This is a genomic window from Microcoleus sp. S1D4, assembly GCF_036700765.1.
Lineage (GTDB): Bacteria > Cyanobacteriota > Cyanobacteriia > Cyanobacteriales > Microcoleaceae > Microcoleus.
On record NZ_JAUBPP010000007.1, the window covers coordinates 25125 to 44947 of the forward strand.

Here is a 19823-nt window from a genome sequence, read left to right on the forward strand (position 1 = left end):
CCTTACCGGGATCTGCTGTTTCACATTTAAAACCATCTGGGCTGGCATCCCATCGAAAGCTTTAATCTATAATCTATAAGCATATTTTATGAGCCAGTGTCTAAACCCTGATTGCCTATTCCAAAACCCGTCTGGCTCTACAAACTTCTGTCACGAATGTGGGAATAAACTGCTATTGGGCGATCGCTACGGAGCCCAAAAAATTATTGGACAAGGGGGATTTGGGCGCACTTTTCTAGCTATTGACGAGTATAAACCCTCCAAACCTCCCTGCGTTATTAAACAATTCTACCCCCTATTTCAAGGCACTTCAAGTATCCAGAAAGCTGCTGAGTTATTTGCTCTTGAAGCAGTACGCCTAGAACAGTTGGGTAAACATTCTCAAATTCCCGACTTATTAGCATATTTTAGTCAAGATGAACGGCAGTATTTAGTCCAAGAATTCATCGACGGTGAAAATTTAGCCGAAGCACTAGAATCTCAGGGATATTTTAGCGAAACGCAGATTCGCGACTTGCTTAATAATTTATTGCCAGTATTCGAGTTCATTCATTCCCGCCAAGTAATTCACCGGGATATCAAGCCAGAAAATATTATTCTTAGGCAAGATGGGCAACTGGTTTTAGTTGACTTTGGAGCCGCGAAATATGCGACAAAAACGGCTCTATGGCTAACGGGAACCAGGATCGGGACGGCTGGATATACGGCACCTGAACAAGCCAACGGCAAAGCTATTTATGCGAGTGATATTTATAGTCTGGGTGTCACTTGTCTGTGTCTGTTAACTGAGGTTGAGCCGATTTATTTATTTGATGATAGCGAGTTTGAGTGGGTGTGGCGAGAACACTTAAAAACATCTGTCAGCTCGGAACTGGGTCAGATTTTAGATAAAATGATACAACCTGCTATTAAAAAACGTTATCAATCTGCTACTGAAGTTTTGCAAGCTCTTGCTTCTCAATCACCTCAATTATCAGCTCAAACACCTTCACCGGCAACGCCACCAGACTCGCTTAAATCAGCGCGGGGTGTTGACTATACTCGTCTCCGGGATTTATTAGCAGCAGGGAAGTGGAAAGAGGCGGATCAGGAAACACTCAACGTGATGTTGAAAGCTGCTAGACGGGAGAAGGAAGGTTATTTTAATAAGGAATCAATTGATAATTTTCCTTGCGATGATTTACGGACGATCGACCAACTTTGGGTAAAATACAGTCAGGGTCGTTTTGGCTTTAGCATCCAGAAAAAAATCTGGTTGGAAGTTGGTGGTAAAGTTGATTGGGAGACTGAATGCAAGCTAGGCGATCGTGTCGGTTGGCGAAAAGGAGGCAGTTGGTTGGACACAAAGAACCTAACCTATAATAAACAAGCACCTGTGGGCCACCTCCCTAGGGAACTGTGTGGGTGGTGGGGTGGGTTCCGGGGTTTAGGTGTGAAGTGGCGTTATGGTTCTTCTCTCGCATCGAGAACTGTAAGCTGTAATCTATAACGATTTCAGCCCCTTTTCAAGTCTTTTTGATCGAACCTTTTTTGACTAATTTATCGAATTTTAGTCATTTTATTACCTGCTAATTGGATCAGTAATAAATGCCAATCAAAGTTAGAGATATCATTAAACAAATAGAAGCAGACGGTTGGTATCTAGCTAGAACGCGAGGGAGTCACCGCCAGTACAAACATCCTACGAAATCGGGTTTGGTTACAGTTCCCGGTAAACTATCTGATGATTTAGCTATCGGTACATCCAATAATATTCTCAAACAAGCTCAATTGAGAGAAGTCAAAGAGCAACAAGAACCGAACCAAGTCGAAACAAATCATCAAGATGAGGAACTCAACTAATGCGTTATGCTATTGTGATTGAAAAAACACCGAATAACTATTCAGCTTACGCGCCAGATTTACCCGGATGTGCAGCTACAGGCGCAACCCTTGCAGAAATACAGCAGCAAATTAAAGAAGCGATCGAATTTCACTTAGAAGGATTGCGAGAGGAAGGTTTACCGATTCCCCAACCAACTACGCTTTGTGACTATGTAGAAGCACGATAATCTCAGAAACCCGGTTTCTTGCTGACACACCCTACAAATACTGTCAACTGTCAACTGTCAACTGCTATAAATGAATCTTTATTTGGGAATAGATTTCGGTACTACGGGCGCGCGATCGACTGTCATAGACTCCCACGGTACAATACATTGTGAGACTGAATATACTTTTGCCAACAACGGGCAACAACAGACTGAATTGCCCTCGGTGTGGCAAAATGCGCTGTGGGATTTGATCGAGCAAATTCCCCCAACAATCCGCAATCAGGTAAGGGCGATCGCCCTTGACGGCACATCTTCCACTGTCATGCTGTGCAATACCGACGGTATACCAGTATGCGAACCCATTTTATACAATGATGCGCGCGGTGCAGCGGTGACAGAGAGGTTGCGGGCGATCGCGCCGGATAACCACACAGTATTAAGCGCAACATCCAGTCTGGCCAAACTCCTGTGGTTGCAAGACTTTCGAGGCTTTACCAGCCCGCTTTATTTCCTGCATCAAGCTGATTGGCTGGCATTTTTGCTGCACGGAAAATTAGGAATTAGCGACTATCACAATGCTTTAAAACTCGGTTTCGATGTTGATACTTTGTGCTATCCCGATTGGCTGATCCAGGGAATTGCGGGCGCTGCAACGCCTAAATTGCCGCAAGTTGTCGCACCGGGCACGCCTGTGGGGGAAGTTCAAGATGAAGTGAGGAGTCGCTTCGGATTTCCCCGCGATTGTACAGTTTGTGCCGGCACAACCGATAGTATTGCAGCATTTTTAGCAAGCGGTGTCAATTTACCAGGGGAAGCAGTAACTTCTCTCGGTTCTACACTAGCAGTCAAACTGTTAAGTCATACCCGCGTAGATGATTCTAGATACGGGATTTACAGCCATAAATTAGGCGATTTGTGGTTAGTTGGAGGCGCTTCTAATACCGGAGGTGCGGTGCTGCGACACTTTTTTACTGATGTTGAGTTGGATGATTATAGCACACAAATTGACCCAGCACAAGAGAGTTTGCTGGATTATTACCCATTGTTGAAAAAGGGCGATCGCTTTCCGATTAATGACCCGAATTTAGCGCCCCGGCTCGAACCGCGTCCCGCTGATTCTGTGGAATTTCTGCACGGTTTGCTAGAAAGCATCGCGCGGATTGAAGCGCGGGGATATCAATTATTGCAAGAATTGGGCGCAACTCCTTTGACCAAAGTTTATACGGCTGGCGGCGGGGCGAAAAATTCGGTTTGGAGTGCGATTAGAAAGCGTTATTTGAAAGTGCCTGTTGAAACGCCAATTCATACTGCGGCTGCTTATGGAACGGCGTTATTGGCGATGCGAAGTGCGATCGATTTGAGATTTTAGGATTGAAGAAAGCGACCTCACGGATCGATATGGATGCTGGTAATCTGGATGCTTTTAGTTAGGTTTAAATGTGGTAAATTGGGAGTGCGATCGCTCTTGATTCCAACTCAAATAGAAGGAAGCAAACATTCTGCTATATTGTGTTAAGAATCTAAAAGTTAATAACTTAAACACCTCCTACAGTCCTCTCTTCTGTAAGTTACCAGATAAAAGGAGGCAGAGCCTCCGGATCTGCATTACCAGGCAGATCCTGGTAACGATCAAACATTCTGATATATTGTGTTAAGTTGTTATCCCTAAAAATTAAGGACAATGGCAAAGCTACCTGATGACATCCTGAACACAATTTTCACATTGCAGCGGCGGCTAGTGGAAATCCTCAACGAAACAACCGCCACAGAATATATATTCATGCAGCAGTTTGGCGAGACAGAAGCGACACTCCCCGAACTAGAATCTCTGGATAATATTAAGGAAAGGTTGAGAACCTCTTACAATCGTTTGTACAGGCTTTTGCAGCAGGTGGCAGAATCTCAACCCGCTGCGACTGCGGATACGTTAAACTTTCTGTATGGCACGATAGAAGACGGAGAGGCCATTGTCGATGCCTCAGCAGCAAGCATTCAAGAAATCAAAATGGATTGGAACTTACGATGAATCAACAACCTAGAATCCCCGACGCTGAAACCAGAAAGCGACACGTTGAAAAGATGCGTGAAGTCTGCCGACAGCTTGACGCTTTCAATTTGAAGTTAGATGAAGCAATTGCCATATTTGAAGCTGACAACCGCCGCGAGCGTCGAGAACGTTTGGCGGGTAAATACAGGCGTGTGGAATCTCAGGTAATCGAATAATAGAAGAAAATCCGGCGGTTGAAACCGCCAGAAAGTCAAACGATGTCCGCCTCTGCGGACTCAAGAAAACAATGTAATTTTTACCGCCATTTTTACCGCCCATTCTTCAACCCCTCAGCTCGGGTTTTACCTGTACAGACGCGGTTGAAACCGCCTGGTTTTTTTGGAGTTTTTTATATTACACTCGCTGCAACTTGGCCGTCCTCGGATCGATGATTTTGCGGCCCAAACCTTTAAACTTAATTGCCAGATTAGTTTTATCGCCCACTCCCAAAACGTGGGTAATTTCTCCAACTCCAAAAGCATGATGAAAAACCCGTTCCCCCGTTTTCCATTCTGATGGAGAACTCCCAGAATCGGCTGATGAATTATTAGTTTTTCCCTGGGATGCACCAGTTTTGCCTGTCTTAGTTTTCTTCGCACTTCCAGCTAGCAAATGTGTCGGTAATTCGCCCAAGAATAGTGAAGGCGTACAGTGTTCGCGGTATCCTCCCCAGAGGCGGCGTTCGCGAGTGTGGGTGAGAAATAGCAATTCCTGGGCGCGAGTGATGCCGACATAGCACAAACGGCGTTCTTCTTCAACTGCTTTCGGGTCATCTAAACTGCGGAAATTGGGAAATAAACCCTGTTCCATTCCGACTAAAAATACTACGGGGAATTCTAACCCTTTGGCTGAGTGCAGCGTCATCAGCGACACGCGGGAATCGTCTTCTTTCAAATCATCTAAATCGGATGCTAAGGATGCTTTTGCTAAGAATGATGTTAGCGTCGGTTCTTCGTTTTGTTCTTCAAATTGCAGCACTGCGTTGTACAATTCTCTGACGTTTTCGATGCGATTTTCGGCTTCTTCGGTTCCTTGGTTTTTTAAATCGTCAATGTAACCAGAATCTTCGATAATTCCTTGGACAATTTGCGACGCGGGCGTAGTTTCAAGTTTTTGTTGCCAATTACCAATCATGGCGGCAAACTTAATGATAGCTTTTGCCGATCGCCCTGCGAGAGTATTTACAGAAGATTCGTCGCTGAGAATTTCCCACAGCGGAATACCTAATTGAGTTGCAGCATCTTCGATTTTACCAAATGTCGTGTCGCCAATGCCGCGGCGGGGAGTGTTGATGATGCGTTTGAGGCTGACGCTATCGTCGGGATTGGCGATCGTCCGCAGGTATGCTAGGATATCTTTGATTTCTTTGCGATCGTAAAACTTCAGGCCGCCGACAATATTGTAGGGAATATCCAAGTACATTAACGCTTCTTCAAAGGAGCGAGATTGGGCGTTGGTGCGGTAGAGAATCGCAAAGTTGCTGCCGTGTTCGTATTCGGAATTTTGGCGCTTCAGGGACTGAATTTGCCCCGCTACAAATTGCGCTTCATCTATTTCGTTGTCGGCGCGCCATACCACAATCGGAGCTCCGGGTTCGCGAGTCGGGCGCAGAACTTTCTCGATGCGTTCGGTATTGTGTTCGATCAAGTGGTTGGCGGCTTGCAGGATGTTTTCGCGCGATCGATAATTTTCCTCTAATTTGACCATCGTCTGAGTTTTTTCGTCCGACAAGCCATCGCCGAAATCCTCTTGAAATTCCAGCAAAATGGTATAATCAGCCATCCGAAAACTGTAAATAGATTGATCCACATCGCCCACCACAAAAATCGAGCGATTTTGCCATTTATCAAACTCTTTCGGGTCGCTGTTATTTGTCACCAACATCCGAATCAAATCGTATTGAGTGCGGTTGGTATCCTGATATTCGTCAACTAAAATATGTCGGAATTTGTGATGCCAATAACTTAAAACTTGCTCGTTTTGGCGTAAAAGTTTAACCGGAACTAGAATTAAATCGTCAAAATCTAAGCCATTGTTGGCGGCTAAAGCATCTTGATAACGGCTGTAAACATCCGCAATTACCCGCCCTCGGTAATCCGGTTCTGCTGCGAGGAATTCTTGAGGCGACCAACCTTGATTTTTAGCGTTGCTGATGGCATATCGGACTTTGCGCGGGTCAAATTTCTTATCGTCTAAATTGAGGACTTTGGTAACAATTTGTTTGACGAGACTTTGAGCATCTGACTCGTCAAAAATTGAAAAATTCTTCTTCCACTGGCGGCCTTTTTCGTCTTGATACTTCTCAATGTCGTAGCGGAGAATTCGGCCGCACAGAGAGTGAAAGGTTCCCATCCAAATCTGTTTGGTAATTCTCTGGTAAATTTGCGATCGCAATCTGGTTTGCACATCCGGCGCTAAATCTGCCAAAGGTTTCCCATATTCCGCTTCAGCTTGCTGAGTAGCCAGCAATTTCTCAATTCTTTCTTTCATCTCCCTGGCGGCTTTATTTGTAAATGTCACCGCCAGAATATTTTCTGGATCAACTCTATGGGTGCGAACTAAGTTAGCAACTCGGTAAGTTAGAGCTCGCGTTTTGCCGGAACCAGCGCCCGCTACTACTAACAGCGGCCCGTTATAATGGGCGACTGCTTGGCGCTGAGATGGGTTGAGGTGGCTGAGGAAATCAGTGGTTTGAGTCATAGCTAGATAGTTAGTTGTTGGATTTTTTTAAGAGATAAATAATACTTAGTATGTGATAAGCAGAAGGAAGAGGGAAGAAGGAAGAAGGAAGAAGGAAGAAGAGATACACAGCAAGCCTTTGAGGGTTTCGTATTTTACGTTTGATGAAATGAATTCATTTACTCCGAGTTTGTTTAAGGTAATGAGCGATCGCCCTACAATATAATATCATGAAGATCCGACGGCGGTTGAAACCCCCAGAAAGTCAAACGATATCCGCCTCCGCGGACGAAGAGAGAATAAGGTAAAACATAATTTTCACCGCCTATTATTCAACCTGCGGAGGCGGGTTTTGTCTCTATAGCCGCGGTTTCAACGGTCCGGATTTCTAACGTTTCAATATTTGTTTGAGCAAAATTGCTGCTAATATTCCCAAGCCAATCCAAATAACAATAATTATAGCAGCCGCAGCCAGATTTATCGGTTTTTCTCGCTCTATTTCAGCAGCGGCTTTTTCCCGACACTCGGCTAAAACCTGTGGGGGAATCATCTTCAGTACCAGCCAAATTCCCAAAGGTACAATTATCAAATCGTCCAAGTAGCCGAGAATTGGTATGAAATCGGGTATTAAGTCGATCGGGCTAAAAGCATAGGCCACCGTAAGGCCAGCTAAAATTCTGGCGTACCCAGGTACTCTCTGGTCTGTACTGGCTAAATAAACGGCGTAAGTCTCTTTTTTAAGTCGGCGGGCAGCTTGTTTTAAGGATTGCATATAGTAATAACTAATGAGTAATAACTAATGAGTAATGAGTAATGACTAATGACTAATGACTAATGACCAATGACCAATGACTAATATTTTTTTTAGTTGCCAAAAATGTAACAAGCCGGATATTTAGGAATTTCAGTGGCAAAGTAAAATATAGCATCTGTTGTATGTGAGGATAATCAAAGTTATGAATTCAAATTTGCGGCGCGGTACTAGAAATAATTTCCGCAGTCTGTTAACAGCGTTGTGTTTAACGTTAACTTTCGTGAGTTTTGTGAGGTTAGATCCGGCGGTTGCTCAAGAACAGCGGCTCAGAACGTTGACTGTTACCGGGCGGGGTGTGGAAGCGATTCCTACAACTAAAACCCAAGTGCGGCTGGGGGTTGAGGTGCAGGGGAAAACGGCGACCGCGGTGCAGCAGGAAGCGGCGAGGCGATCGTCCGCTGTGGTAGAGTTGCTGCGAGCGCGCCAAGTAGAAAAACTCGAAACTGCCGGCATTACCCTCAGCCCGAATTACAGCTACGAAAACAACCAGCAGCGGCTGACAGGGTATACTGCTACTAATACCGTCAGTTTTCAGATTAATACTGAATCTGCAGGCACTTTGCTCGACGATGCGGTGACAGCCGGAGCAACGCGCATTCAAGGTGTGAGTTTTGTGGCCGCCGAAAGCGCGATCGAACAAGGTCAAAAACAAGCACTCAAAAAAGCCACTCAAGACGCTCAATCGCAAGCGGATGCAGTCTTGAGCGCGCTCAACCTCAAGCGCGGCGAGATTCAGGCAATTCAAGTCAACGGTGCGATCGCGCCAGCTCCCGTGTACCGCCAATTTGCTGCTAAGGCTGATGCTAATGCTGCAACGCCTGTGGTGGGAGGGGAACAGCAGATTGAAGCTTCTGTGACTTTGCAAATTGGATATTGATTGCAGCCTGCATTCTAAATGAACGTAAAATGCAATATCTGTTAGATACCCGACTTCTTGAAAAAGTCGGGTATCTGAGTGTTTGATGGTTTTATGTTTGTCTGCTGGTTGTCAAAGCAAATATCTTAAATATCTGACAGTCATACCAATTACGGTTGCACTCAAACATGATTTTTGACTGTTGACTGTTGACTCGATGTCAAAAAAACTGAATGGTTGAGTGTTAAATGTTGACTCGATTTTATGATTCCGATGCAACCGGAAGCGATATAACATGATAAAATTAAATCATAAAATATGAAAGCAATTTTTTATGACGCGATTTATTCACGATCGCTTTGCCAAAGACTTGTTGACAGAACTGCTGTCTCCCATCGGAACGGTGAATATCGGGCATGATGTTACTGCAGAAGTCCGAGAAATCGATGTTTATTTCATTCCCAGCACTGTAATTCCCGAATACTCAGCAACTTTAGGATTGTTGGGAAAAATGGCTGATACGGCGGCAATTTTTGAACCGTTTCGCAATGCAGCAACTGTCGGCGAAGTCATTAGCTGTATGAGTAAGTTATGGGATTTGCGAGGTGAATTGGAGCGGCAAGCCAGAAGAGAAAATACTCGCTACGACGATGCTAAGCTGCCCTTATTGTGGATTTTGACACCTACAGCGTCGAAAGCACTGCTGGAGGGTTTTGGTGCGGTACCCAAGCCGGATGATTGGCTCGATGGCATTTATTTTTTGCCGAGGCATTTGAAATCGGCAATGGTGGTGATTCATCAATTGCCCGAAACTCCCGAAACGTTGTGGTTGAGGATTTTAGGCAAAGGAAAAGTGCAGCAAAGGGCGATCGCCGAACTGAGCTCTTTAGCAACCGACGATCCGTTACGGATTATCGCGCTAGAATTGCTGTATCAGTTGCAGTCAAACTTAGTAACCGATACCGAACAAGAGTTACAGCCAGAAGAGCGGGAGTTAATTATGGCGATCCCATCACTTTTTAGAGAACAGTTAGAAGCCGCACAACAACAAGGAATTGAACAAGGATTAGAACAAGGCAGACAAACACAACAGCGCTTAATTTTAGAGAATTTCCTGCAAGTGCGATTTGGAGAAGTTAACTCGAAAATGACAGCTTTTTTATCTCCAATATCAAAGTTGCCCGCTGCGGAATTTACAGTGCTGTTGCTGGCAATATCCATGCTAACCGTCGATGAAGCAGGAAGACAACAAGCGGTGAGATTATTAGCAGAAAATGTTTTGAGAATGCGCCAAAGTGAATTGGAGGATATTCTGCCTGCTGCCCTTACCAACTTACTAGCAATGCCTGTCGATGAATTGACATTGTTTGTAGAACAATTGCCTCAGTTATCGGCTGATGAAGTGAGAGCAAGGTTGGAATAAAAACCGCGATAACATTTGTTCGGGCAGTCATAAAGTCTACCCGAATTTCCCGCCATCCCGTGCAAGTCATCCGAAAAATCTATTTCGATCGCGCCCATCCCACTCTCCAACCCCGCCCCCAACAACCCCCACAACTTCCAATTACTGCCGGATCGGATCTCGAAGTACCCGATATCGACTACAGTAAACACAAAATATTATTGGCGGTGATTTGAGTGATTGAGAGTTTAGCAACAGGAATCGCAGCAGCAGGTTCGCTGCTAGCATTGGGCGGATTGGGCCTAGAGTTGAACTATCGCCGGACTGGGAGTGCAAATAAACTAGAACTTACAGCCGGAGAATGGCACTTAGCCATAAACGAACCCAATCGCTATTTTTTAGTCGGGGAAATGGAATTCCGCAACCTGACACAGCGGTTCGAGGTGATGTTGCCGGAAGTGCGCGCACAGGTGAAACTGCTGTCAGACGCAAGTTTGGATGGCGTGACTTTCCAGACAAAAGTGATTCCTTGTCACAAAGACGCAAAAGCCCGATCGGACGATTACTGGTTCGGCTATATTGTTAAAGCCCAACAAAACACCAAAATCAAAGTTTCTGTAGACATTCAAGGGCAAGATTTAACCAAATTGCAGTCAGCTTGGGTGCAAATACATTTCGTCACCTACGGCCCAGGCGGGCGCATCCCCAAAGTCCGCAACGTAGTAGTCCCGCTGCAATTTCCCAACTCGGACACCGTACCCGTCGCCCGCAATGTCGGAGTTGCCGAAGTTTTGCCGATTCGCACCCACATACTGGCAGAACTAGACGATCCCGTCGAAATTGTCAAGCGCTACGTGCTGCCGCGCGCCCAGAAAGGTGATATTGTCGCCCTTGCAGAAACTCCCCTAGCTTTGATGCAGGGACGCTACCACCACCCCAGCGAAGTTAAACCCGGATGGGTAGCAAAGCGAGTTTGCTTGTTTTTCTTGCCGATGTCGAGTTTGGCCACAGCTTGCGGAATGCAAACTTTGGTGGATGTAGTTGGGCCTTGGCGCGTAGTTGCAGCATTTGCGATCGGCTCTGTAGCTAAAATATTGGGTAAACCGGGAGTCTTTTACCAACTAGCAGGGGAACAAGCAAGGCTAATCGACGACGTTACCGGGACTTTGCCTCCCTTCGACCAATTTATTGTGCTTGGCCCGGACAATCCGCAGCAAGTTGTAGAACAAATTCAGCGAGAAACTGGACTTGCGGCGGCGATCGTAGACGCTAATGACTTGAAAGCAGTTAAGATATTAGCAGCGACCTCCGATTTATCGGTAACATTTTTAGAGCAAGCCTTGCGAAGCAACCCCGCCGGGAATGCTGACGAACGAACACCGGTCGTATTGATTCGACCTCTGCCACAGAAATCTTGATTTTAAAACTGAAAATTAAAAATTCAAATTAAAAATTAAAAAAAGATGATTTGAAATTTTTAATTTTCGCTCGATCGAGAAAGGGAGAAGCATCAAAAGTTTTTAGTTCGCGGACGCACGGGCTGCCAGAAACCGGGTTTTAAAAAGCGTTTCCTTCGCAGTAACCCACAGAAAGAGTAAAAAACCCGGTTTCTTTGTAGGTCACGTCCCCGAACAGGTTCTAAGTTTTGAACGCAAAATTAACGCATTCAAAACTCAAAACTTCCCTAACTTTTCCCCTTTCTGAAATTTTATTTAAAAACTTCCATTCCCCACTTTCGTGCTATGACTTCATTTACCTCTCAAAACCAAAACCAGGTTGTGATTCGCCCGTTTCAGTACCGCGACATCGAGGCGATGGAACAACTGTGCGCGGAAACAGCCGAACAACCAGAAAAACGCAAGGGTGCAAGCTGCGACTTGGTACTAGGTAAAAAATTGCAGCAGATTCGTCGCTGGTACGGAATGCTAAAGCTGCTTAGCTTGTTTCCCAACCCTTGTCAGTCTTTGTTTCGGGCCCACGTTGCTGAAGAACAGGGGAAAGTTAAGGGCATAATTCAGATTTCTCCTTTCAACCGCACCCGTAGCACTTGGCGGATCGATCGCATCGGAGTAGACCCAGAAGCCCGCAGCAAAGGCATTGGTTCCATGCTGCTGCGGTACTGCTTTGAGGCAGTCTGGGAGGCGCGGACGTGGCTGTTGGAGGTGAACGTCGGCGACAAAAACTCCCTGGCTTTGTACCGGCAGAACGGGTTTCAGCCGTTGGCGCAGATGACTTACTGGACGATCGCCCCAGAACGCCTGCAAGAAATGGCAAACTCAACGCCAGATTTGCCCAACCTGCTGCCGGTCAGCAACGCGGACGCTCAATTGCTGTATCAACTCGATACCGCATCGATGCCGCCCTTGGTGCGCCAAGTATTCGATCGGCACATTCAAGACTTCAAAACCAGTTTTTTCGGCGCTTTAGTCGAAGGTGCCAGACAGTGGCTGGCGAAAACAGAAGTAGTCAGCGGTTACGTGTTTGAACCGCAGCGGAAAGCGGCGATCGGCTATTTTCAGGTGCAGCTATCCCGCAACGGCGAAGCGCCACACGTCGCCCAGTTGACCGTACACCCGGCCTACACTTGGCTGTACCCGGAACTGCTATCCCAGATGGCGCGACTCGTTCAAGACTTCCCCGTTCAAAGCCTGCAACTAGCTTCGGCCGACTATCAACCGGAACGCGAAGCTTATTTAGAGCAATTTGGAGCCGTGCGCGTGGAACACAGCTTGCTGATGTCTCGATCGGTATGGCACAAACTGCGCGAATCAAAGTTAGTCTCCCTCGAAGGACTCCAACTATCAGAAATGTTGCAGAGCTTCCAACCAACTCGCAAACCCGTACCGGGTCGGATGTCCTGGCTAGGCCCGATGGCTGGGGAAGCCGCAGCAGGGCCCGCGTCCTCAGAGATTAAACCGTTTTTGTCGGACTCAGGAAACGGTCAAGCCGATCGAATTAACCCCTTGAACGGCCAAAATTCCGAATCAGCAGCAACAGATGCCAACAGCATTTTGCCTCTGAATTTGCCGGAATTGCCTCCAGACGGCGGCTCGCTAGGAGAACTCAATTCTTAACAATCAAAAGCAGAAGGTAGCAGGTAGAAAGCAGAAAAGAATAGAATTAATCATTCAACAAATTACTTTTTTTTCTGTCATGTTTACAGGGATTTCCTTCTGCTTTTGATTGATACCAACTTAATATTGCCTATTATCTTCTTGCTTTCTTCTGTTATTCCTTCGCGTTCTTTGCGTCTTCGCGGTTCGTTAAATAAAATTGTATCCGCCCAAAAACAGTAAATCTAAAATCTAAAATCGATAATAATGTCCAACGAAAAATTATGGATTTCAGCCCTCGGATTAGATATCGGCAGCAAACGAGTCGGCATCGCCGGATGTGACGGCACAGGTTTAATCGCTACGGGGATTACTACTCTGGTGCGATCGTCCTTCGATCGCGACGTAGCTTGTCTGCGAGAACTCGTCCGATCGCGCGGAGTAAAAATTTTGGTTGCAGGCTTGCCCTACTCCATGAACGGAGAATTGGGCAATCAAGCGCGACAAGTGCAGAAATATGCTGGCCGCATCGCCGAGGCCTTAGAACTCCCCCTAGAATACGCAGATGAGCGCCTGACTTCGGTTGAGGCAGAGGAATTGATTCAAGCACAAGGAATTTCGCCTTCGCAAAATAAGGGTTCGATCGATCGCAAAGCAGCAGCGCTGATTTTGCAGCGGTGGTTGGATATGAGAAGACAAAATATCGCCCCTGTTCCCAATCGTGATAGCTTTTAACAAAGCCGTGATATCCTAGTTGTGCAAGTTTGCTAGGCACACCTGTAACCGTTGACATACTTGAGAAAATTTCGCTGTACCCTTCGGTACTGAAGCAGCACAAAATTGTGATTTGTCCTCAGTGTCGCTCTGGACTAGACAGAAATTTAAACGCTGCACTCTCCGCGTGGAAAATGCCGCGAGTCTCGCAGTTTAAACTTGTGGGCTGGCGATCGCCCGCGCCGCCAGAATATCGCCACGAAAACTCCCCATTGTCAAGCACAAATTACTGAATAATTGACGGAAAATTAAGATACACGCGATGTCCTCATCCCCAAACCGCAAAGAGAATGGCAGTTCCAACGAAGAGTCCGTCACCCTGACGGATGAATTCGGGCGCTCGCTGACTTGCAACATAGAGCATTCGATGAACCTAGAAGGTCAAGAATATGCTTTGCTGATTCCGATCGACTCTCCAGTAGAAATTTTTACTTGGCACGGAGACGAAAGCGACGAAGCAGCAATTCCTGTAGAAGACGAGACCGAAATTGACAAAATTTTTGATATTGCTCAAGTTGTGCTGCAAGAGCAGAACTTGACACTCCGGCGCACGGCGGTGACGCTGACTGTAGTTGGCGAATTGCCAGAATTTCCCGACGAGGAGATGGCACCGGATACCGATCCCGATGAAGAGTCGGATTTCGAGGAACTGATGTGGCTGACCAGCTTCTATCACGAAGAACAGGAATATGCCATTTATACTCCTCTCGATCCGTTCTTTATCTTGGCTCGCATCAATGATGACGGCGAGCCGGAATTGCTCTCGGAAGAAGAGTTCCAAAGGCTCGAACCGATGTTGCCGATGCTAGAAGACCAGTTTTTTGACGAGCCTGATTAGATATTGATTGCAGGCAGAAGACCTGACGGCAAAAAGCAGAATTTTTGATTATCTTATGGTTAGAAGTTAACTGCTTGCCCGATCGAACTTTTTCGAGATTGTGCCTTCTGCCCTGTCCGCTCAGGGTGTTGAATTGAGCCGCGCCAATATGGTTGCGGAGCGTCGATTTTAGATTTTAGATTTACTTGCAGCTAGGTGAATCTGGGATGTTGAACTCTTGTCTAAAATTTCAGTCTCTCCACGACTGAACTCGGGGGCTTATATCAGTTTTTGGGTGGATCGAACAGGCTGCATCCCTGACTTTCGGTCAACAATCGCAGAGAGTTAGTCATTAGTCGTTAATTAATTGGCGCTTATCGAGGACAACGCACTATGAGCAAAGAACAACTGACAAAAAGCAGCGAGTCTGAGAGCCGAAAAGCTGCTCCGCAACTTTCAAAATGGTTGTTTTATCTGGTGTTGCTGCCGGCAATTTGGGGTGTTTGCGCTTGGCAGGGCTGGGCTTGGTGGAGCTGGGCTTCGGCCGCTCCTAAAATCGCTGAAACCTCAACTTCTTCGGGAGATGGTGCTGCTGTTTCCATCCAAATTCCCCCCGGTACTTCCAGTCAACAAATCGGGCAGGATTTGGAAGCCGCGGGCTTAATTCGATCGGCAGGAGCATGGGATATGTGGGCCCGCTGGCTGACAATGCAAAACCGCGACGGAGGTTTTAAAGCCGGAACTTACCAACTGTCGGCGACTCAGCCTCTGAGTGCGGTTGCTGAGAAAATTTGGAATGGCGAAGTCGCACAGCAGAGTTTCACGATTCCCGAAGGGTGGTCGATGCAACAAATGAGTGCTTATTTTGAAGCCCAAGGTTTTTTCCCGGCTAAGGATTTTATGGCGGCAGCGAGTCAAGTTCCCTACGCTCAGTACCCTTGGCTACCCAGCGGCTTGCCTCATTTGGAAGGGTTTTTGTACCCGGATACTTATCAGCTAGACGGCGATGCAATTAGCCCGGAAGCTGTCATTAAGCAAATGCTCGATCGTTTCGAGCGGTTAGCTTTGCCGGTCTATCAAAAAAATCAGAACAATACTAAGTTTTCTTTGAAAGAGTGGGTGACGCTGGCGAGTATTGTGGAAAAAGAAGCCGTGGTGGCGAGCGAGCGCAATCGCATTTCAGGCGTGTTCAACAACCGTCTGAAAAACAATATGCCCTTGGGCTCCGATCCTACAGTTGAATATGCCCTCGGCATCAGGCAAACTAAGGAGAAGCCTTTGACTTTTAAGCAGGTGGAAACGCCTTCTCCTTACAATACTTATATCAATGTAGGGCTGCCGCCAACTCCGATCGCGTCTCCGGGAATTGCCAGTTTGGAAGCTACTCTGGCTCCTGAAAATACGGAATATCTGTATTTTATGGCTCGGTACGACGGCACTCACATTTTCAGCCGCACCCTGGCCGAACACAATGCTGCTGTGGCTCAAGTTGACCAAAAAGTGCGATCGGGTCAATAGATTGGCAAAAACTAATACAAAAGTAAAAAGTAACAAAGCAAAAGCAATAACGCTTGCTGGAGATTTTTTACTTTTTTAATCCTTAACTTCCAATTTCTTATTTCTGAATCTAAAATCTAAAATCTCAACTCTAAAATCATTATGACTTGGGGTAAACTATTACAGCCTGACTTAGTTTTAGGCAATTCGATCGTAAATTTAACTGCAGATATTCTTCAGGAATATCAGATTAAAGGATTAGTTTTGGATGTGGACGACACTCTCGTTCCCATGACAGCAATGAATGCTTCTCCCGAACTCAGCGTGTGGGTGGAAGAAATTAAACCGATAGTATCGCTGTGGTTGGCGAGCAATAATTTAAGTCAGACTCGGATCGGTCGAATTGCTGAGTCGTTGAATCTACCTTATATTACTGGTGCTGCTAAACCGTCGCGCCGCAAGTTGCGAAAAGCTGTGACGGCGATGAATTTGCCGGTGGAACAGGTGGCGATGGTGGGCGATCGACTTTTTACTGATGTTTTGGCCGGCAATCGTTTGGGTATGTTTACTATTTTAGTCGAGCCAATGATTGATGCTGGCTACGCGCTTCGTAAGTATCCGGTGCGCTCTTTTGAAGTGTGGGTTTCTCAAGCTTTGGGGGCAACTCTGAAAATTAAAGATTAGTCAGTAGTCAGTTGTCAGTAGTTAGTTGTCAGTTGTCAGTAGTTAGTTGTCATTAGTCATTGGTAATTGGTTAGTAGTTAGCAGTCATACCAAATTCGGGTTTTGGATACCCTTTATGAACCAGTCGGCGCAGGCCGACATCGTTTGTGTAAACGCGGTTTCAACCGCCGAATCATATATTACCCGGATTTGGTATCATCAGTGATTAGACATATCATAAAAAGCCTGTTTGGAACAGGCATCCTGCCTGTTCCACAATAGTTATTGGAGAGGTATATTAGTAATTAATCTGAAATATTGTTTATGAATAGGCCGTTTGGAACTCGATCGCAATTAAATAAAAAAGCTCTGATTGTCATAACAAACAACAAATAACAAATAACTAATAACAAATAACAAATGACTCAAACTATTGTTATCAAAATAGGAACTTCGACACTGACTCGATCGACTACCGGAAACTTAGCTCTCTCAACTATTGCTGCATTAGTCGAAATATTAGCAGGTTTGCGGCAGAGCGGCCATCGAGTAGTTTTGGTTTCTTCCGGTGCGGTGGGCGTGGGTTGCGCGCGCTTGGGTTTGACGGAACGCCCGCGAAATATCGCTATGAAACAGGCTGTGGCTGCCGTGGGGCAAGGGCGGCTGATGCGCGTGTACGATGACTTGTTTACTACTCTACAACAGCCGATCGCCCAAGTATTGCTCACGAGGGGCGATTTAGTGCAGCGCAACGGTTATGTTAACGCTTGCAATACCTTTGGGCAACTGCTGAAGTTGGGCGTGATTCCGATCGTCAACGAGAACGATACAGTAGCGGTAGACGAGCTCAAATTTGGCGATAACGACACGCTTTCGGCGCTAGTAGCGAGTTTGGTAGAAGCCGATTGGTTGTTCGTGCTCACAGATGTCGATCGGCTGTATTCTGCCGATCCGCGCAGCAATCCCGACGCGCAGCCGATCGCCCTAGTCCAAAGTATGGCACAGCTCACAGAATTGCAGATCAAAATAGGAGATTCCCGCAGCGGTTGGGGAACCGGCGGAATGCTAACAAAAATTGAAGCCGCCAGAATCGCCACAGCATCGGGAGTGCGGACAGTCATCACAGACGGCTGTTTTCCTGGTAATATCGAGAAAATACTTAACGGAGAGTCGATCGGCACTCAATTCGAGCCGCAAACTCGCCCTGTAAACGCTCGCAAACACTGGATAGCCAACGTGCTAATTCCAGCAGGAAAACTGTATTTAGATGCGGGTGCTGTCAAAGCAATTTCCCACGGCGGAAAATCGCTGTTAGCTGCCGGAATTTCTCAAGTAGAAGGAGAGTTTCAAGCAGATGATTCCGTGCAGTTGTGCGACGGAGAAGGCAAACAAATTGCCAGAGGACTTGTGAATTATAGTAGTTTAGAAATGAGACAAATTCAGGGATGCAAGTCCGATAAAATCGCAGAAATCTTAGGCTATGCAGGCGTAGAAACAGCCGTACACCGAGACAATTTAGTAATAGTTTAATTAAGTCATTAATTATCGGGGCGGGTTTAGTGGAACATCCCATAAAAAAGCGACAAAACACAGATAAAACCCGCCCGCCCCATTGCAGATTTATTGGCAGTAACAATCTCAGATTTATTGATACTCAAAAGCGCGATCGAACGCAGAAATCGAAGATACTTGCAGCACAGTATTGCAAGAATTTGTTTTGCTGTGTCCGAACAACTCTTTCATCGCTTCAGTAAATAATTCAAATACATCTTGTGCTAACTCTAAAGCCGCTTCACGTTCGGAATAAGTAACTTCCATCTCTGTCAAAACTTGCAACATTTCAGGTATATTTACAATCTAATGACTCTCCCAACCCACATAACCTCCTTCAAAATAAACATATTCTTTGTTAGTAGCTTCTTGTAACTCCATTACCACAGCTAGCGCCGCCTCGAAAAAAAACGTAGCAGTTGCTTCCAGGACTTCGACTACAACCAACTTCTGAAGGGGAGAAGCTTTCCAAGCATAGCGTTCTAGCACCGAACAAAGCGATCGCATTTTTTGAATTTCTTCACCCCAAAGCAGCCGGAAGTCGCCATAATATCAAATCCTCTCTTCATCGGAATGATTCAGATATATATTCTCGGACTCTGTGTACTCTGTGTTCTAGCGCCGGTTAAATCATTCCGATGCAAGCGGAAACGATATAATTCATTAAAACGAAGCAATCTTAGTCTCGGCGATTGCTTCGTTCCTCGCAATGACACTTCTGTCTAAAATAACAATTTGCTCTTCCCAGAATTGCCATTGGGTACATTGTGAGCTACTCTATCTTTTGGATTGGTTAAGAAAATAATAGGAGTTAATCTTGGAACGGACTTTTTTAGCGATTAAACCCGACGGCGTACAGCGCGGACTCGTCGGCGAAATTATCAGTCGTTTTGAAGCCAAAGGCTTCACGCTAGTAGGGATGAAGCTAATCACGGCGAGTCGCGAACTAGCCGAACAGCATTACGCCGTGCACAAAGAAAGACCGTTTTTTGCGGGACTGGTAGATTTCATCACTTCTGGGCCAATGGTGGCGATGGTGTGGGAAGGCGAGGGCGTGGTGGCGTCGGCGAGAAAAATCATTGGCGCTACAAATCCTCTGAATTCGGAACCGGGAACTATTCGCGGCGATTTGGCTGTGAATGTCGGCCGCAACATCATTCACGGTTCTGATGCTGTGGAAACTGCGAACCAAGAAATTAGTCTCTGGTTCAAATCGGATGAATTGAGTAGTTGGACTCCTTGCTTGAGTCCTTGGATTGTGGAGTAGTTTTGATATTCTCCCGATTAATCATCGGGAGATATTCTAAGTTTTAATCAATATAAAGCCGGATTTATATAGAAACCGAATTTCTTCCTAAATCCCAGAAACCGGGTTTATTGCGAGATTTATCGCGTTCAGCGGAAAATCTCATAGAAACCCGGTTTCTCGCTACGAAGCGACAGAATTAGATGCACTTAAATCCTAGAAACCGGGTTTGTTTCGAGATTTATCGCGTCTCACCGAAAATCTCATAGAAACCCGGTTTCTCGCTACCCAATGAATTAAATTCGAGCGGAAATCAGCGATTGTCAACCGCCATTCTCCAATTCGCGGGATGGTGGAAATCGAACAGGCGCAGTTGAGCGGGGAACAGGGA

The 19823-nt window shown here is 46.1% G+C and carries 21 protein-coding genes; 17 read left to right on the forward strand and 4 right to left on the reverse strand.

Annotated features, from left to right (window positions below; genetic code table 11):
• Nucleotides 1–88 precede the first annotated feature (88 nt).
• From QT998_RS09610 to QT998_RS09635, 6 genes are all read left to right on the forward strand, one after another.
• Nucleotides 89–1489: a serine/threonine-protein kinase gene (locus tag QT998_RS09610; protein ID WP_333114324.1), complete on the forward strand. Its 1401-nt coding sequence runs from the start codon at nucleotides 89–91 to the stop codon at nucleotides 1487–1489.
• A 98-nt stretch (nucleotides 1490–1587) separates the two neighbouring features.
• Entirely contained in the window at nucleotides 1588–1842 is a 255-nt protein-coding gene (locus QT998_RS09615; RefSeq protein WP_333114327.1) for a type II toxin-antitoxin system HicA family toxin, read from the forward strand.
• Entirely contained in the window at nucleotides 1842–2051 is a 210-nt protein-coding gene (locus QT998_RS09620) for a type II toxin-antitoxin system HicB family antitoxin (RefSeq protein WP_333087128.1), read from the forward strand. Before QT998_RS09615 ends, QT998_RS09620 begins: the two co-directional genes overlap by 1 nt.
• A gap of 70 nt (nucleotides 2052–2121) precedes the next feature.
• Complete coding sequence (locus QT998_RS09625; protein ID WP_333114330.1) at nucleotides 2122–3402, forward strand: FGGY-family carbohydrate kinase; 1281 nt, start codon at nucleotides 2122–2124, stop codon at nucleotides 3400–3402.
• A 312-nt stretch (nucleotides 3403–3714) separates the two neighbouring features.
• The gene (locus QT998_RS09630) at nucleotides 3715–4059 is read left to right on the forward strand and encodes a hypothetical protein (protein ID WP_106146328.1); all 345 of its coding nucleotides are present in this window, start codon (nucleotides 3715–3717) and stop codon (nucleotides 4057–4059) included.
• Complete coding sequence (locus QT998_RS09635) at nucleotides 4056–4256, forward strand: hypothetical protein (RefSeq protein WP_333114331.1); 201 nt, start codon at nucleotides 4056–4058, stop codon at nucleotides 4254–4256. Before QT998_RS09630 ends, QT998_RS09635 begins: the two co-directional genes overlap by 4 nt.
• A 178-nt stretch (nucleotides 4257–4434) precedes the next feature.
• Here the strand turns inward: QT998_RS09635 and pcrA are convergent, their stop codons facing one another.
• Nucleotides 4435–6780 carry a DNA helicase PcrA gene (pcrA, locus tag QT998_RS09640; RefSeq protein WP_333114333.1) on the reverse strand — a complete coding sequence of 782 codons (2346 nt, stop codon included), beginning with the start codon at nucleotides 6778–6780 and terminating at the stop codon, nucleotides 4435–4437.
• 52 nt (nucleotides 6781–6832) lie between these two features.
• Here pcrA and QT998_RS09645 point away from each other — a divergent pair, with 52 nt between their 5' ends.
• Nucleotides 6833–6985, forward strand: a complete 153-nt coding sequence (locus QT998_RS09645) for a hypothetical protein (RefSeq protein ID WP_333087124.1) — start codon at nucleotides 6833–6835, stop codon at nucleotides 6983–6985.
• Between the two features lie 162 nt (nucleotides 6986–7147).
• Here the strand turns inward: QT998_RS09645 and QT998_RS09650 are convergent, their stop codons facing one another.
• On the reverse strand, nucleotides 7148–7531 hold the full coding sequence (locus QT998_RS09650) for a YkvA family protein (RefSeq protein ID WP_333087123.1): 384 nt from the start codon (nucleotides 7529–7531) through the stop codon (nucleotides 7148–7150).
• 184 nt (nucleotides 7532–7715) lie between these two features.
• Here QT998_RS09650 and QT998_RS09655 point away from each other — a divergent pair, with 184 nt between their 5' ends.
• From QT998_RS09655 to proB, 9 genes are all read left to right on the forward strand, one after another.
• Nucleotides 7716–8450 (forward strand): SIMPL domain-containing protein, encoded by a 735-nt coding sequence (locus QT998_RS09655; RefSeq protein WP_333114334.1) that lies wholly within the window; start codon nucleotides 7716–7718, stop codon nucleotides 8448–8450.
• A gap of 313 nt (nucleotides 8451–8763) precedes the next feature.
• The gene (locus QT998_RS09660; protein WP_333087121.1) at nucleotides 8764–9852 is read left to right on the forward strand and encodes a flagellar assembly protein H; all 1089 of its coding nucleotides are present in this window, start codon (nucleotides 8764–8766) and stop codon (nucleotides 9850–9852) included.
• A gap of 215 nt (nucleotides 9853–10067) precedes the next feature.
• Nucleotides 10068–11249, forward strand: a complete 1182-nt coding sequence (locus QT998_RS09665) for a F420-0:Gamma-glutamyl ligase (protein ID WP_333087119.1) — start codon at nucleotides 10068–10070, stop codon at nucleotides 11247–11249.
• A 324-nt stretch (nucleotides 11250–11573) separates the two neighbouring features.
• Nucleotides 11574–12905, forward strand: coding sequence for a GNAT family N-acetyltransferase (locus tag QT998_RS09670; protein ID WP_333114335.1), 1332 nt, complete (start codon nucleotides 11574–11576; stop codon nucleotides 12903–12905).
• A gap of 246 nt (nucleotides 12906–13151) precedes the next feature.
• The gene (gene ruvX / locus QT998_RS09675) at nucleotides 13152–13619 is read left to right on the forward strand and encodes a Holliday junction resolvase RuvX (RefSeq protein ID WP_333114336.1); all 468 of its coding nucleotides are present in this window, start codon (nucleotides 13152–13154) and stop codon (nucleotides 13617–13619) included.
• Nucleotides 13620–13920: 301 nt separating this feature from the next.
• Nucleotides 13921–14496 (forward strand): DUF3727 domain-containing protein, encoded by a 576-nt coding sequence (locus QT998_RS09680; RefSeq protein WP_333087112.1) that lies wholly within the window; start codon nucleotides 13921–13923, stop codon nucleotides 14494–14496.
• 372 nt (nucleotides 14497–14868) lie between these two features.
• A complete protein-coding gene (mltG, locus tag QT998_RS09685; RefSeq protein ID WP_333087110.1) occupies nucleotides 14869–15993 on the forward strand; it encodes an endolytic transglycosylase MltG in 1125 nt (374 codons plus the stop codon).
• Nucleotides 15994–16134: 141 nt separating this feature from the next.
• On the forward strand, nucleotides 16135–16656 hold the full coding sequence (locus QT998_RS09690; RefSeq protein WP_194008478.1) for a YqeG family HAD IIIA-type phosphatase: 522 nt from the start codon (nucleotides 16135–16137) through the stop codon (nucleotides 16654–16656).
• A 399-nt stretch (nucleotides 16657–17055) separates the two neighbouring features.
• On the forward strand, nucleotides 17056–18165 hold the full coding sequence (gene proB / locus QT998_RS09695; protein WP_333087109.1) for a glutamate 5-kinase: 1110 nt from the start codon (nucleotides 17056–17058) through the stop codon (nucleotides 18163–18165).
• 114 nt (nucleotides 18166–18279) lie between these two features.
• Here proB and QT998_RS09700 read toward each other — a convergent pair whose 3' ends face one another.
• Both QT998_RS09700 and QT998_RS09705 read right to left on the reverse strand, forming a co-directional pair.
• Nucleotides 18280–18474 carry a hypothetical protein gene (locus QT998_RS09700; RefSeq protein ID WP_333114338.1) on the reverse strand — a complete coding sequence of 65 codons (195 nt, stop codon included), beginning with the start codon at nucleotides 18472–18474 and terminating at the stop codon, nucleotides 18280–18282.
• Nucleotides 18475–18492: 18 nt separating this feature from the next.
• The gene (locus QT998_RS09705) at nucleotides 18493–18693 is read right to left on the reverse strand and encodes a hypothetical protein (RefSeq protein WP_333087107.1); all 201 of its coding nucleotides are present in this window, start codon (nucleotides 18691–18693) and stop codon (nucleotides 18493–18495) included.
• A 310-nt stretch (nucleotides 18694–19003) separates the two neighbouring features.
• Between QT998_RS09705 and ndk the strand changes: the two genes are divergently transcribed.
• Complete coding sequence (gene ndk, locus QT998_RS09710; RefSeq protein ID WP_333087106.1) at nucleotides 19004–19453, forward strand: nucleoside-diphosphate kinase; 450 nt, start codon at nucleotides 19004–19006, stop codon at nucleotides 19451–19453.
• Nucleotides 19454–19823: the final 370 nt, after the last annotated feature.